At 41.4% G+C, this 14,921-nt stretch carries 11 protein-coding genes; all 11 read left to right on the forward strand.

The window, feature by feature from the left end:
* Positions 1–404: 404 nt before the first annotated feature.
* The 11 genes from ABC357_RS08560 (at position 405) to ABC357_RS08610 (ending at position 14,909) form a co-directional block, all read left to right on the forward strand.
* Positions 405–1,775, forward strand: a complete 1,371-nt coding sequence (locus ABC357_RS08560; protein ID WP_412887098.1) for an NAD(P)-dependent oxidoreductase — start codon at positions 405–407, stop codon at positions 1,773–1,775.
* A gap of 18 nt (positions 1,776–1,793) precedes the next feature.
* A complete protein-coding gene (gene preA, locus ABC357_RS08565) occupies positions 1,794–3,080 on the forward strand; it encodes an NAD-dependent dihydropyrimidine dehydrogenase subunit PreA (protein ID WP_412887099.1) in 1,287 nt (428 codons plus the stop codon).
* Positions 3,081–3,093: 13 nt separating this feature from the next.
* Positions 3,094–4,509, forward strand: a complete 1,416-nt coding sequence (gene hydA, locus ABC357_RS08570) for a dihydropyrimidinase (protein WP_412887100.1) — start codon at positions 3,094–3,096, stop codon at positions 4,507–4,509.
* A gap of 32 nt (positions 4,510–4,541) precedes the next feature.
* Positions 4,542–4,754 carry a hypothetical protein gene (locus ABC357_RS08575; RefSeq protein ID WP_412887101.1) on the forward strand — a complete coding sequence of 71 codons (213 nt, stop codon included), beginning with the start codon at positions 4,542–4,544 and terminating at the stop codon, positions 4,752–4,754.
* 88 nt (positions 4,755–4,842) lie between these two features.
* The gene (locus tag ABC357_RS08580) at positions 4,843–6,438 is read left to right on the forward strand and encodes a PucR family transcriptional regulator (RefSeq protein ID WP_412887102.1); all 1,596 of its coding nucleotides are present in this window, start codon (positions 4,843–4,845) and stop codon (positions 6,436–6,438) included.
* Positions 6,439–6,566: 128 nt separating this feature from the next.
* A complete protein-coding gene (locus tag ABC357_RS08585) occupies positions 6,567–8,033 on the forward strand; it encodes a CoA-acylating methylmalonate-semialdehyde dehydrogenase (protein WP_412887103.1) in 1,467 nt (488 codons plus the stop codon).
* 15 nt (positions 8,034–8,048) lie between these two features.
* Positions 8,049–9,410, forward strand: a complete 1,362-nt coding sequence (locus tag ABC357_RS08590; protein ID WP_412887104.1) for an aspartate aminotransferase family protein — start codon at positions 8,049–8,051, stop codon at positions 9,408–9,410.
* A gap of 157 nt (positions 9,411–9,567) precedes the next feature.
* Positions 9,568–10,857 (forward strand): BclA C-terminal domain-containing protein, encoded by a 1,290-nt coding sequence (locus ABC357_RS08595; protein ID WP_487247126.1) that lies wholly within the window; start codon positions 9,568–9,570, stop codon positions 10,855–10,857.
* Positions 10,858–10,982: 125 nt separating this feature from the next.
* The gene (locus ABC357_RS08600; protein WP_412887105.1) at positions 10,983–12,209 is read left to right on the forward strand and encodes a DEAD/DEAH box helicase; all 1,227 of its coding nucleotides are present in this window, start codon (positions 10,983–10,985) and stop codon (positions 12,207–12,209) included.
* Between the two features lie 569 nt (positions 12,210–12,778).
* Positions 12,779–13,174 carry a replication termination protein gene (locus tag ABC357_RS08605; RefSeq protein ID WP_412887106.1) on the forward strand — a complete coding sequence of 132 codons (396 nt, stop codon included), beginning with the start codon at positions 12,779–12,781 and terminating at the stop codon, positions 13,172–13,174.
* A 358-nt stretch (positions 13,175–13,532) separates the two neighbouring features.
* Positions 13,533–14,909 carry an FAD-dependent oxidoreductase gene (locus tag ABC357_RS08610; protein WP_412887107.1) on the forward strand — a complete coding sequence of 459 codons (1,377 nt, stop codon included), beginning with the start codon at positions 13,533–13,535 and terminating at the stop codon, positions 14,907–14,909.
* Positions 14,910–14,921: the final 12 nt, after the last annotated feature.

Raw genomic sequence — 14,921 nt, forward strand, 5'->3', positions numbered from 1 at the left:
ATGATGTCCATTAGGTCTTTTATGGGAAAATCGGCATTTCAGCTTGATTAAGCTCGTGGATTTCTGCTGTTCCCCTTCGAAACACGTACATATTTGAAACGGCACCAGAGAAGCGATTCGGATGTTAGCGGATGAAAAATAAGGAGCACAGACTATTTGCATAAAAAGTGAATAATCTATGCTCTTTTTTTATTTTTCAGTTTCATAAGAATCGGTTTTTTAGTCGTAATTCACCATGAATATATGCTAGGTTTGGTTATTTTATAGGAAACATGTATAATGGGCATACGTTTAAATATTTTAATATTCTGAAATGTAAGTCTGTTTCTTCTGTTGGTTCTTAAAAATACTTCCTAGAGATTTCTGCTTGTTCATTTTATTTACAAATGAAAAGGAGGAGTATTATGAAAACCGCAAAGCTTAAAAGAATATCTCCATGTGATCTCCATCTGAATTTTACAGAGGTGGATGAAGGACTCTCCGCCAGGCAGGCGTTTGAAGAGTCCAATAGATGCCTCTATTGCTATGATGCCCCTTGTACGAATGCATGCCCTACAAGTATCGATATCCCTTCTTTTATTAAAAAAATCGCATCTGGCAATCTAATTGGATCCGCACGCACGATTATGAAAGCGAATCCTGTTGGTGCTAGCTGTGCGAGAGTGTGCCCCACTGAAGAATTGTGTGAGGGAGCTTGTGTTTTAAACTCTTCAACCGCCCCTATCCAAATCGGCAAGCTGCAAAGATATACCACGGATTGGGCAATAGAAAACAAACCCGTCCTTTTTGAAAAAGGAATGAGCAATGGATTGAAAGTAGCCATTATCGGAAGCGGGCCAGCAGGGTTATCGGCCGCGAGGGAACTGGCTTTATTAGGCTATGTTGTGACGATTTATGAAGCCTCTCATGAAGCGGGCGGATTAAATACGTTTGGGATTGTTTCTTTCCGCCTTCCCCAAAAGATTTCCTTTTGGGAAGTAAACCAAGTCAAAGAATTGGGTGTACGGATCGAAACGAATACAGAGATTGGCAAAGACCTGGGGCTCGGTTATCTCCAAGACCACTTTGATTATATTGTTGTTGCCGTAGGAATGGGCAGTGTTCCGTCACTTGGCATTGAAGGCGAACACTTGACAGGTGTATTAGATGCAATCGATTTTGTAAAGTCCACAAAAGGAAATCAATTAACCGAGGATTATAAAGGCAAAAGAATGGTCGTTATCGGTGCTGGTAACACAGCGATAGATGCAGCAACCTGCTCCGTCCGGCTCGGTGCAGAAAACGTCCAGATTTTATACCGGCGGACAGCCGAAGAAATGACTGCCTATGATTTTGAATATGAGTTCGCTAAGCAAGATGGAGTTGAATTCCGCTGGCTTACAGCACCTAAGAGAATCATCGGGGATGGCATAGGAAATGTGACCGGAATTGAATGCCAGACCGTTGCACTTCATCAAGAAGAAAAAGACGGAAGAAGGCGCCCGATACCAATAAAGGGTTCTGAATACGTCATACCATGCGATGCTATTATAAAGGCGATCGGACAAACGAGGCATGTAAGCCTGATCCATGCCTTGGGGCTTGATCATAAAAATGGGGTTGTTACTGTAAATCCCGATTCATACCAAACTTCAAATGGAAAAATATACGCCTGCGGCGATGTGATTTTCGGGAAAGGGACTGGAGAGGCAATGGTTGTAAGCGCCGCACAGCAGGGGAAGAATGTGGCGGAGAGCATCCATAAAAGCTTGATGGATGCCCAGTTGGTCCAATAATGAAAGGGGAATGAATATATGGCTGATTTACGCAGTAATCTTGCTGGGATCAAATCCCCAAATCCATTCTGGCTCGCATCTGCACCTCCCACTAATTCAGGCTACCAAGTACAACGTGCATTTGAAGCAGGTTGGGGAGGGGCTGTCTGGAAAACGCTGGGAGAACCAATTCTCAATGTAAGTTCCCGTTTTGCGGCAGTCAGCTTTAATGGCCAGCGTGTGGCGGGTTTTAACAATATCGAATTGATTACAGACAGGCCTCTTGATGTCAATCTGCAGGAAATATATGAAACGAAAAAAAGATTCCCTGATCATGCCATCATCGCATCCTTAATGGTGGAGCCTAAACAGGAGAAATGGCATGAAATCGTAAAGCGTGTGGAAGATGTAGGTGTCGATGGATTGGAACTGAACTTCGGATGTCCCCATGGAATGGCAGAAAGGGGGATGGGTTCCGCATCCGGACAAGTGCCGAAATTGGTGGAACAACAGGCTTACTGGGTGAAAGAAGTTGCCAAAACGCCTGTTATCGTTAAACTGACTCCCAATATTACGGATATAACTGCTACCGCTGAAGCGGCTGTAAATGGCGGAGCGGATGCTATATCGATGATTAATACGATCAATAGCCTTGCAGGTGTGGATCTGGATTCCTGGAATACGATTCCACATGTGGGCGGAAAGGGTGCGCATGGCGGTTATTGCGGGCCGGCCGTCAAGCCGATTGCTTTGAACATGGTGGCTGAATGTGCCCGAAACCATCGAATACAAGTTCCTATTTCAGGTATCGGAGGCATATCAACTTGGCAGGATGCGGTCGAATTTATGTTGATGGGAGCTTCAGGGGTGCAAATCTGTACTGCCGCTATGCATCATGGTTTCCGAATAATAGAAGATCTTGTGGAAGGCTTGGATTCCTATTTGGATAGTAAAGGGTTAAGATCATTATCGCAATTGATCGGTCAATCGGTTTCCAGATACTCCGATTGGGGGAACCTTGACCTCAATTATAATATAGTCGCAAAGATCAATCGCGACGTCTGCATTAATTGCAATAAATGCCATATTGCCTGTGAAGATACTTCCCACCAATGCATTGATCGAAAGGTAGACGCAGCTGGAGTTGCCTATTTGGAGGTTCGGGAGGAGGACTGTGTGGGCTGTAATCTATGTTCGATAGTCTGTCCGGTCGATGGAGCCATTGATATGGTCGAAATGGACTCCCAATTGCCTCCGATGACTTGGAATGAACGCCAGGCTGCACTTAAAGGTTCAATTCAATGCCAAACCGATATTGCCAATTAAGGAGGAATGATTTATGAAAAAATTGATTAAGAACGGAACGGTTGTGACCGCTGCCGATACATTCAAAGGAGATGTGCTGATAGAGGACGGGATCATCACAATGCTCGCTAAGGATATTAAAGAACACGATGCTGAGATCATTGATGCTTCTGGATTGTTAGTCATTCCGGGCGGAATTGATCCACATACGCATTTGGATATGCCTTTCGGGGGCACCGTTACATGTGATGATTTCGAAAGCGGCACGATAGCTGCAGCACATGGGGGAACAACAACCATCATTGACTTTTGCTTAACAGATAAAGGCCTTCCATTGAAAGACTCCATTAATGTGTGGCATGAGAAATCCAACAACAAGTCAGTTGTCGATTACGGATTTCATTTGATGATCAGTGAAATAAACGATGATGTCCTTGATGAACTGCCGGCCGTCATAAAAGAAGAAGGAATTACTTCCTTTAAAGTATTTATGGCGTATAAAAATGTGTTTCAGGCCGATGATGAAACGTTATTTAAAACACTTGTTTTGGCACGGGAATTAGGTGCGCTTGTCATGGTCCATGCAGAAAACGGGGATGTAATCGATTATCTGACCAAAAAAGCATTAGAGGAAGGGAAAACGGATCCAATTTACCACGCGTTAACAAGGCCTGCTGAAGCAGAAGGGGAAGCCACAGGACGTGCAGCTGCTTTGGCAGGCCTGGCAGATTCACAGTTATACGTTGTGCATGTTACATGTGAACAAGCGGTTGCCCGGATTGCGGAAGCCCGCAATAAAGGATTTAAGGTATGGGGAGAAACTTGTCCGCAGTACCTGGTGTTGGATCAAAGTTATTTGGAAAAACCAAACTTTGAAGGCGCTAAATACGTCTGGTCGCCCCCGCTTCGTGAAAAATACCACCAGGAAGCTTTATGGAATGCCCTTAAGAGCGGACAATTGCAGACAATCGGATCTGATCAATGCTCTTTTCAATTCAAAGGGCAGAAAGATATGGGGAAAGATGATTTCACAAAAATTCCAAACGGAGGCCCGATCATTGAAGACCGTATGACCATCATGTTTTCCGAAGGTGTTAAGCAGGGCCGGATTTCTTTAAATCAATTCGTAGACATGACTTCCACCAGAGCTGCAAAACTGTTCGGATTGTTCCCTAAAAAAGGGACAATAGCGGTCGGTACGGATGCGGATATTGTGTTATTTGATCCTGCAGAAGAAAGAACACTTTCTGTTGATAGTCTTCATATGGCTGTTGACTATAGTGCATTTGAAGGGATGAAAGTGACCGGATCTCCCAAAACGGTCATGGTCCGTGGAGAATTGGTCGTAGAGAACGGCCGATTTGTCGGGAAGCCTGGAACAGGCCAATATTTAAAGCGTGCAGGATACAATATGCCTTTATCAGAAAAAAGCCCTCAATCTGTGAAATAAGCGATCTGAAAATAGGGAGGAGCGTCCATTGTATGTCCGATTATCAACAATATGTAGGCGAAAAGCTAGAAATAGATTCATTGATGAAAAAGGGATATCGTATCCGATCAGTAAATGAAACGTTGGATGGCGCATTTCTTACTTTTTACCATGATGTTGAAAAACAAAATGAATTGATTAGAGTGATGACGGCAAATGGCCGAAAATATTTCTCTACTTTTTTGCTGGATAGATCCGTTCCTTAATGGTGAAAACCGGGGGCATGCCATATAATCGATGCTTGTCCCTGGTTTCTTTGAAAAGGCATATATACATACGATTGGGGATGAGCAAATGAGAGAGCATTTTAAACTATCTGTAGCGGATGTTTTGGAAAGAAAGCATTTTAAGAATGCAAAAGTGATTGCAGGAATGGCAGGAGTGCACCGTATTGTTAAATGGGTGCATGTAATGGAAACGGCTTCCGTACGGAATTTGCTGCATGGAAATGAACTAATCCTTACGACTGGCCTTGCATTTAAAGAAGAACCCCATCTGTTTTTTTCCATGATTAAGGAATTGATCGACCACGGAGCAGCTGGTGTCTGCCTTGAATTGGGCACATACATAACCTCCATTCCTGAAGGCATTATCCAATACGCCGATCTGCATCGGTTTCCTCTTATTGTATTTGACCAAGAAGTCTTATTTGTCGATATAACACAGGATATCCACTCAATTATGATTAACCAGCAATATGAAATGATTTCTAATTTAGAGGAATACTCACAAATGTTAAATAAAAAGATCTTGTCGATTGAACATTATGAGGAAATTCTGCAATATATATTTGCTAAATTGGATGTCCAAATCATATTTAAAAGAAAAGACAGCGATTTTGAATTTGTCCCTGATGTCAACCATAACGACAGAATCAAATTGTTGACCACTGTTTTGGACGCAAAAGACCATTATATCTCGGCACCTATTCATCTTTTTGACCAGGAATATGCGACCATCGCCCTCTATTCGAAGGATATCCCGTTAGGAGAGTATGAAATTCTTCTATTAGACCGGACATCTACTGCATTGGCACATCATTTTCAAAGAGAATTATTTATTGCCGAAAAGAAAAAAGCAATTGAACATGAAGTGCTGACAGATTGGCTTGAAGGAAGGAATTCAATAGATGATGTATGCTTGTTTTTGAATGAACAAGGTGTACAATCTGACTTCTTTGAGGCTGTTGTACTGATCGCCAAATATAACGCATACAAAAATAGCCATGATGTAACCTATCTGAAACTCCTTTTCCGCTCTTTCTTTGAGCAAAATGGATTTCTTCCCTTTTCAATCGAAAAGAAAAACGAAATTATTTTTATCCTGATTAATAACAGGAAAAAAGAAAAAATGAAAGTAAGGCTCAATAAAGCCATTGAGTGCATTCATTTATCTGATTTCGGCCAAAAGCTCCAATCCTCCAACCTTCTAATGGGAGCCGGGAAATTCATTACCTCCTTAAAAGATTTAAACAGAAGCTATGAAAGTGCAAAAGAGACGTTGTATATCCACCAAAAAATGCCCGGCAAAAAAATGCCCCATTGTTATGAAGATCTTCATCTGTACCGGCTAATCCATGTAATGAATAAGCAAGTGGATTTAACAGAATTATTGAATGACTATTTAAAGCCGATCCTTGAATATGACCAACAATATAACGGCTGCTTGCTTGAAACGCTAAAAGTATATTTGGAGTGCAACGGAAGCAAGCAGGATACCTCTAAAAGATTGTTCATTGTCCGGCAAACCTTGTATCACCGCCTTCAAAAAATTGAAAATTTAATCGGCAGCGATTTCATGGAACAAGAAAAAAGGGTAGCTCTGGAATTAATGCTATTCGTCTATGATTATTTGGATGTGCCTTCTCATGTAAAGGCATACGAAATGTAGTACATCCTTTTCCAATTTGTAAAAGAATCCCTATAACCTTTTTACGTAATGTCTAATGAATGTAGTAATAAATTGATGAATAATAGGAGTATAGAATTCTATATTTTGTAAACTGAGGAGGAAAAATGATGGGTAAAGTAATGAACGATATACCTGTGTTGCAGAATTTCATTAATGGAAACTGGGTGGATGCTTCCAGTGATAAAATGGAGGACGTTTTGAATCCGGCTACCAATGAAATTATTTCTAAGGTGCCTGTTTCCTCTAAAGAAGATGTGGACGAAGCTGTAGCCGCTGCAAAGGAAACATTCAAAACGTGGAAAAACGTGCCTGTTCCTAAAAGGGCACGTATTTTGTTCAAGTATCATTATCTATTAACTGAAAACCACGAAGATCTAGCTAAACTTATCGTACAGGAAAATGGAAAATCCTACAAGGAGGCGTATGGAGAGGTACAGAGAGGGATTGAGTGTGTAGAGTTTGCAGCAGGAGCGCCTTCTTTAATTATGGGAGAAACTATTTCAGGGATTGCAGAAGACATCGATTCTGAAATGTTCCGTTATCCTTTGGGAGTGGTCGCAGGGATAACTCCGTTCAATTTTCCCATGATGGTTCCTTTATGGATGTTTCCGATGGCTGTTGCCTGCGGGAATACGTTTGTGCTCAAACCATCCGAACGAACGCCGATGCTTGCCATCCAATTGGCCAAATTGTTCAAAAAAGCAGGAGCGCCTGATGGAGTACTAAATATCGTACACGGTTCCCATGATGTAGTGAATGGTTTGCTTGAGCACAGGGATATAGCAGCCCTTTCATTCGTAGGGTCTCAGCCTGTTGCAAAATATGTGTATGAAAAGGCAGCTGCGGAAGGAAAAAGGGTGCAGGCACTCTCTGGAGCAAAAAATCACCATATCGTTATGCCGGACGCCCATCCCGAAAAATCAGTCCAGCAAATTATATCCTCTACATTTGGGAGCGCTGGACAAAGATGCATGGCTTGCAGTGCAGTAGTGGTTGTTGGGGAAAATGATTCGTTTATGGAATCCTTGAAGGAGAAAGCGGGCAGTTTGACAATGGGAAATGGAATGGAAGAAGATGTGCTCCTGACGCCTGTAATACGTAAACAGCAGTTGGAGAGGGCAGTCGGTTACATTGAAAAAGGCCTGGAAGAAGGAGCCGAATTATTATTGGATGGCCGTAAGCAAGCCGGTCGATTCAATGAAGGCAATTTCCTCGGGCCAACGATTTTTGACCATGTGTTACCGACGATGACTATAGCCAAGGAAGAAATATTCGCACCCGTCTTGAGTGTGCTTCGCGCAGATACCTTGGACGATGCTCTCGACATTCTGAAACAATCCAGATTTGGGAATGGTGCAACGATTTACAGCAATGATGCAAAGGCAATACGGCAATTCCGTGAAGAGGCAGATGCCGGTATGCTTGGCATTAATGTAGGAGTCCCTGCGACAATGGCTTTCTTTCCGTTCTCAGGATGGAAGGATTCATTCTATGGAGATTTGCACGTAAATGGAAAAGATGGAGTCAACTTCTATACACGCAAAAAAATGGTCACAGCTCGTTATGAAGGTTAATGGGGAGGGATTAATATGGTGCATGTCGATGCATTTAATAAAGAGCTAGCTTTAAAGGATGACCAATATGTTTGGCATTCACTGAAGCCTTACAATCCTGGGGGAACAATGATTATAAATCAGGCCAACGGTGCTCGTGTAACAGATGTGGACGGGAACACGTACATTGATGCGATGGCTGGCCTATGGTGTGTAAATGCCGGTTATGGAAGGATGGAACTGGCTGAAGCGGCCTATGAACAAATGAAGGAGGTTGCCTACTTTCCTTTAAGCCAAAGCCATGTCCCGGCAATTAAGCTGGCAGAGAAACTAAACACGCTCTTGGAAGATGACTATGTATTTTTCTTTTCAAATAGCGGTTCGGAAGCGAATGAGGTCGCCTTTAAAATCGCAAGGCAATATCACCAACAGCGTGGAAATACAAATAGATATAAAATAGTGTCTCGGTATCGTTCCTATCATGGCAGCACCATGGGCTCACTTTCAGCCACTGGGCAGGCACAGAGAAAATTCAAATATGAACCATTAAGCAATGGTTTTATCCATGTGCCGCCTCCCGATACCTACAGAGACCAATGGAAGCCTGAAGAAGGGGAAGTACTGCCGGCAATTAAGGCTTTAGATGATGCAATGACTTGGGAAATGAGTGAAACAATTGCAGCTTTCATCTTGGAGCCGATCATTACAGGAGGAGGAATATTGACCCCACAGGAATCATATATGAAAAGTGCAAAAGAGGTTTGTGAAAAGCATGGCGCTCTTATGATTGTCGATGAGGTTATATGTGGATTCGGCCGCACTGGAAAACCTTTTGGCTTCATGAATTACAATGTGAAGCCGGATATTATATCTATGGCAAAAGGCATTACAAGCGCTTATCTTCCTTTATCAGCCACAGCTGTCAGGAAAGATATCTATGAAGCTTTTAAAGGATCGGAAGAATATGATTATTTCCGCCATGTCAACACATTTGGAGGTAACCCGGTATCCTGCGCAGTAGCTCTGAAAAATATTGAAATTATGGAAAAAGAAAAACTATTCGATAGATCGCGCGAGTTGGGTGATAAGGTTCTAATTGAGTTAACAGCTAAATTATCCGATCATCCATATGTGGGAGATATAAGAGGAAAAGGATTATTGATAGGGATTGAATTAGTAAGCGACAAAACATCCAAAGAGCCGTTGGATGCTTCACTAGTGAATAAGGCCATTGCGATTTGTAAAGAAGAAGGAGTCATTATTGGAAAGAATGGAGCCACTGTGGCCGGCTTTAACAATGTATTGACCCTTTCCCCACCACTGTCCATTGAGTGGGATGACCTTTGCTTTGTTATCGAAAAAGTCGAAGGGGCATTGAATAAGATAATAGAGCCATAGATTCCCTCTAAACATATAGATTACCAAATTGAACCTTCCGGGCAAACCAGAAGGTTTTTTGAGTTTTGACTTCGGAAAGCATTGGCGGGAAACACAATAGGACAAGCAATGAATATGATGTATGTATGGTCAACTTATTATAAAGGTGGGAAGATTTATGGAATTTGATGCAATTCCTCCTTTAACGCCAATTGTATCCGATGAAGTGGCAGACGATTTGAACAGCCTTTTATCCTCGATAGCGCAAGAAGAGATGGGGTTAGCCCACATCATTAATACAGAAGGAGAAAAACTTCAATATGCACTAGGCACATTGCCAGGCGTTTCTTCTCCGCCAGCTACCATTCATGAACTAATACAAGTAAATGATAGTATTATTAATACATTGGGTGCTGTATCGATGCAAGAATTCTTATTAGTGAATAAGCTCAGAGCTGCTATGGGAATCACAAGCTGTACAGGCACAACCGGATCAAATGCCGGTCCAACTGGCCCTACTGGAGCAACAGGTGCTCAGGGAGCAACAGGCCCTCAAGGGGCAACGGGAGCCCAAGGAGCAACAGGAGCCCAAGGAGCAACAGGCCCTCAAGGGGCAACGGGAGCCCAAGGAGCAACAGGCGCCCAAGGAGCAACAGGCATTCAAGGGGCAACGGGAGCCCAAGGGGCAACAGGCGCCCAAGGAGCAACGGGAGCCCAAGGGGCAACAGGCGCCCAAGGAGCAACGGGAGCCCAAGGGGCAACAGGTGCTCAAGGGGCAACAGGCCCTCAAGGAGTAACGGGGGTCCAGGGAGCAACGGGAGCCCAAGGGGCAACGGGCATTCAAGGAGCAACAGGCATTCAAGGGGCAACAGGCGCTCAAGGAGCAACAGGCGCCCAAGGAGCAACGGGCATTCAAGGAGCAACAGGCATTCAAGGAGCAACAGGCATTCAAGGGGCAACAGGCGCTCAAGGAGCAACAGGCGCCCAAGGAGCAACGGGAGCCCAAGGGGCAACAGGTGCTCAAGGAGAGACCGGTTCTACAGGAGCAACAGGATCAGTTGGTTCCTTGACTTATGGGTTTGCTGCTAATCTAAATGGCTCTTCCATTTTAGTATTGCTTGGAGGAACCAATATTTCTCTGCCAAATGCACAAAATTTAGGGGCAGGCATAACAATGAATGGAGCAAACGATACATTCATTGTACAGGCGGCAGGAGTATATCAAATTAGCTATACCATTTATACGACCGCAGCGTTGTTGATCAGTTGCCGGCTTATTATTAATGGTTCAGCAAATGCCTCCTCAGTCATTTCCCCTACTCTTAGTATATCCGTATATAAAAATGATATAGTAGTAACATTGCCTGCGAATTCAACCGTTTCGCTCCAACTATTTGGCTTAGTTGGAACAGCTACTTTACTATCGGGCGGAACTGGCGCAAATGTGACAATAAAAAAACTGATCTAACAGCTGATCATTAAAAAAACATATTCTTTTTGAAGTCACCGCTTGCCTTTTGTGTTGAAAACACTCAATATATTAAGAAGTATGCATTTAAATGCACGGAACAAACATGGAAGCAGGGATTGAATTTGTCTCAATTTAGTAAACTAGGGCTCTCTGACTGGAGTCTTGAGCCATTAACCAAGCAACAGATCAATAAACCTACAGCGGTTCAAGAAAAAGTGATTCCAATCATTATGGAAGGTCAGGACGTCATCGTACAGGCACAAACAGGTACAGGAAAAACATTGGCATTTGTCCTTCCTATATTGGAAAAATTGGATACAAATGCAGACCATATACAAGCATTGATCTTAACACCTACCCGAGAACTGGCCATTCAAATTACGGCAGAAATTAAGAAAATGCTAGAAGGCAGAAATGACATCCGCGTATTATCCGTATATGGCGGCCAGGATGTAAATAAGCAATTAAATCAATTAAAACGAAATATGCACATCGTCGTTGCTACGCCTGGCCGATTATTGGACCATATCCGAAGAGAAACGGTCGATCTCTCCAATATTTCATTCTTTGTGTTGGATGAAGCGGACCAAATGCTGCATATCGGTTTTCAGCGCGAAGTGGATGATATTATTCAATCAACCCCTTTCAGAAGACAGACACTTCTATTTTCTGCTACAATGCCTGAAACGGTTACTCAATTAGCGAAAAAACATTTAAATGAGCCAAAAATAATTCATTTAGAAAAAAAGAATAAAACAGCAGATCTAGTTGATCAAACCGCCTATCTAACGACTGATCGCGGTAAGCAGCCTCTTTTGATTGCTTTACTGGAGGAACAACGGCCATATTTAGCTGTTGTTTTCTGCCGTACGATCCAAAGAGCAATGAAGTTAAACCATATTTTAAAAACGTATGGTTTTGATTGTGAAGAACTTCATGGCGACATGTCACAGCCAAAAAGAGAGAGGGCAATGAAACAGTTTCGCGAAGCAAAAATCCAGGTGCTTGTCGCCACGGACGTTGCAGCAAGGGGATTGGATGTGGAAGGGATCACACATGTATACAATTATGATATTCCTGAAGACCAAGAAGGCTATGTCCATCGGATTGGACGTACAGGAAGAGCTGGAGTAACCGGAACGTCAGTCACTTTTTATACTGAGGAAGATAAAAACAGGCTAAGTGAACTAGAAGAAAACCTACATGTTCGCTTCAGTAGAATACAATCTCCTGCTGACAGCCTATTAAAAGAGATTTCTTTAAAACTGCATGCACAGCCTTCAGTAAAAGTAAAAAGGAATAAAAAGCAAAACCACTCGCCAAAGAGTTCAGGGAACAGAAGAAGATAAAAAACCGATGAACTAACACAAATAAAGAGAAAAGGAGTGAGAAATCTATATATTGTAGATATCTCACTCCTTTTTTAAACAGCTCCGTTATAATACAATGTTGAGCTTATGTTATGTATATAGGAAATTAAGAGGATTAAGTGTCTCTTTTAAAACGGGTAGTCTTTTCATCCTTTTTATGATTGCTTAAACAGTCCTAGACTCATCATAGTGTTTGCCATTAATACACTTGCATTTCTGTTTTTGGTAAAGAGTTGACGTTTTTAGTATGCGTTCAATTTCACAACTCCCGAAAATGATTTTTTCGTTATCTATACTTAGTTTTCGACAGATAGGTTATAGCAACATTGTCTAACAGATAATCTATATTCACCAACCTTTATTTAGCGGATTAAAAAAGGGAAAGGTTTTGCTATTAATATTCAAAATCAACTATGTTCTAAATTAACAACAGACTTAACTATCTTTCAAACTCAATTAAGATAAAAATTGCAGGGAACAAACATTCGTTATAGAATTAATAATTATAGAACAATTGGAACTACAGCAAATTTTAAGGAGTTGAGGAAATGAGCGACCAACAAAGCAGAGGCTTTTTACTTAAACAAAGAGCTTATCTAAAACTATATTTATTAGGATATATAGAAAAACAAAAAGGATATGGTTCTCAAATGCTTGATGATCTGAGAAAAGAGTTTAAGCAATTTGGTTATTCCCCAAACCATTCAGAAATATATAAGTCCTTGCACGAGTTATATAAAGAAGGGATGGTTCGCCGGGAAAGGAAGATAAAAGGGGAACCAGGGGTTGATTTTCAAGAAATCATCATCTACCATTTGACCGATAAGGGAAAAGAGGAATCCCGTTTGTTTAAAAAACAAATGAAAGTAGAATTGGACCGTTGCATAGGATTATTGAATAAAGCTATTGAAGACCATTATAGCCCCCTGAAAAATACCAAATAAAAGAAGCTAGGACAAAAGGTTTTCTGTCCAAGAAAAAACCGAACTATCATTTAGAACTCTCATTTAGAGTCCCGGAATAGTTCGGTTTTTATTATTGTACAGGGTGATTAACATGTACTAATTCGGATTGGTAGTGAAGATTTTAGTTCCGTCCCAGCCTCGTTTTTGAATGCAAAATAGTAAATGCACGTCCTTAAATGGAGATGAAGCAGGGAGTTTTCTCCTGAAAATAACAGCTGAGGAAATATTTAAAGTTAGTTTAAAATATAAAGTGACTTTAAAAAATAAAGTAAGTGTGATATAGTTTGTATACCGAAACAATATAACTAAGATGAATCATGATTGGGAGGACATAAAAATGAAAAGACAGTACGATGCAATAATCATTGGATTTGGCAAAGGTGGAAAAACATTAGCAGCAGAATTGGCAAACCGGGATTGGAATGTCGCAGTCATTGAAAAATCAGAAAAAATGTACGGAGGTACTTGTATTAATATTGGCTGTATCCCAACTAAATCATTAGTCCACCATTCAAAAATGGCTTTAAGCAATAACTTACAGAATGCTGGCATGAAAAAAGAATTCTATAAAAAAAGCATTCATGAAAAGGAACAGTTAGTGTCATTCTTAAGAAATAAAAATTTCGATAATCTAGAACAACATGACAACATTACCATTTATACTGGAGAAGGCTCCTTTATTTCCAAAAATGAAATTAAAATCACCAGCGGAAAGCATGTTGAAACGATTGTTGGGGATAAAATTTTTATCAATACAGGTGCTTCATCGGTAATTCCTCCCATTAAAGGATTAGTTGACAGCCGTTATGTCCATACAAGCACTTCTATTATGGAAGCTGACATGTTGCCTAAAGAGCTGGTAATTATAGGCGGTGGATATATCGGATTAGAATTTGCGTCCATTTATAGCGGCTTCGGAGCAAATGTTACTATTCTTGAAGGCAGTGAGCAATTAATACCTCGGGAAGACCGGGACATCGCCGATCTTGTCCGCGAATCATTGGAGAAAAAAGGGGTTATATTCAAATTAGGAGCTTCTGTCGAATCGGTATATGATGAAGAAAAAGCAGCTAGCATCTCTTATAAAATTAGCGGTGAGCAGAAAGAAATAAAAGCGGATGCGATTCTAGTGGCTACAGGGAGAAAACCGAACACACATGGATTGCATTTGGAAAATGCAGGCGTTAAGATAGATAATCGAGAAGCTGTAATAGTAAACGATTATTTAGAAACAACAGCTGAACATATTTGGGCAATGGGTGATGTGAAAGGCGGATTGCAGTTTACGTATATCTCTCTTGACGATTATCGCATCATAATAGATTCTTTATTCGGCAAAAAAATCCGTCGCACTAAAGATCGTGTTAATGTTCCATATTCTGTATTTATCGATCCGCCATTATCTCGGGTGGGATTAAGTGAAGAGGAAGCAAGAGAACAAGGATATGATCCTATCGTTGGCAAGCTGCCGGTAGCTGCCATTCCAAGAGCCCGTATTATCAATGAGACGGATGGTTTGTTAAAAGCCGTGGTTGATCGAAATACAAAAAAAATCCTTGGTTGTACTCTGTTTTGCCCAGAATCCACTGAAATGATCAATAATGTATCGATTGCCATGAAAACTGGACAGGATTATACTTTTTTGCGGGACCATATATTCACCCATCCTACTATGAGCGAAGCGTTGAATGACTTATTCGCTTCAATAAAATAAAACAATTAAAGG

The organism is Bacillus kalamii, from assembly GCF_047238185.1.
Lineage (GTDB): Bacteria > Bacillota > Bacilli > Bacillales > DSM-1321 > Bacillus_AD.

What these genes read in the sequence shown, in the direction of transcription:
- ABC357_RS08560 (WP_412887098.1), top strand. Translation starts at nt 405, where the DNA reads ATGAAAACCGCAAAGCTTAAAAGAATATCTCCATGTGATCTCCATCTG.
- preA (WP_412887099.1), top strand. Translation starts at nt 1,794, where the DNA reads ATGGCTGATTTACGCAGTAATCTTGCTGGGATCAAATCCCCAAATCCA.
- hydA (WP_412887100.1), top strand. Translation starts at nt 3,094, where the DNA reads ATGAAAAAATTGATTAAGAACGGAACGGTTGTGACCGCTGCCGATACA.
- ABC357_RS08575 (WP_412887101.1), top strand. Translation starts at nt 4,542, where the DNA reads ATGTCCGATTATCAACAATATGTAGGCGAAAAGCTAGAAATAGATTCA.
- ABC357_RS08580 (WP_412887102.1), top strand. Translation starts at nt 4,843, where the DNA reads ATGAGAGAGCATTTTAAACTATCTGTAGCGGATGTTTTGGAAAGAAAG.
- ABC357_RS08585 (WP_412887103.1), top strand. Translation starts at nt 6,567, where the DNA reads ATGGGTAAAGTAATGAACGATATACCTGTGTTGCAGAATTTCATTAAT.
- ABC357_RS08590 (WP_412887104.1), top strand. Translation starts at nt 8,049, where the DNA reads ATGGTGCATGTCGATGCATTTAATAAAGAGCTAGCTTTAAAGGATGAC.
- ABC357_RS08595 (WP_487247126.1), top strand. Translation starts at nt 9,568, where the DNA reads ATGGAATTTGATGCAATTCCTCCTTTAACGCCAATTGTATCCGATGAA.
- ABC357_RS08605 (WP_412887106.1), top strand. Translation starts at nt 12,779, where the DNA reads ATGAGCGACCAACAAAGCAGAGGCTTTTTACTTAAACAAAGAGCTTAT.
- ABC357_RS08610 (WP_412887107.1), top strand. Translation starts at nt 13,533, where the DNA reads ATGAAAAGACAGTACGATGCAATAATCATTGGATTTGGCAAAGGTGGA.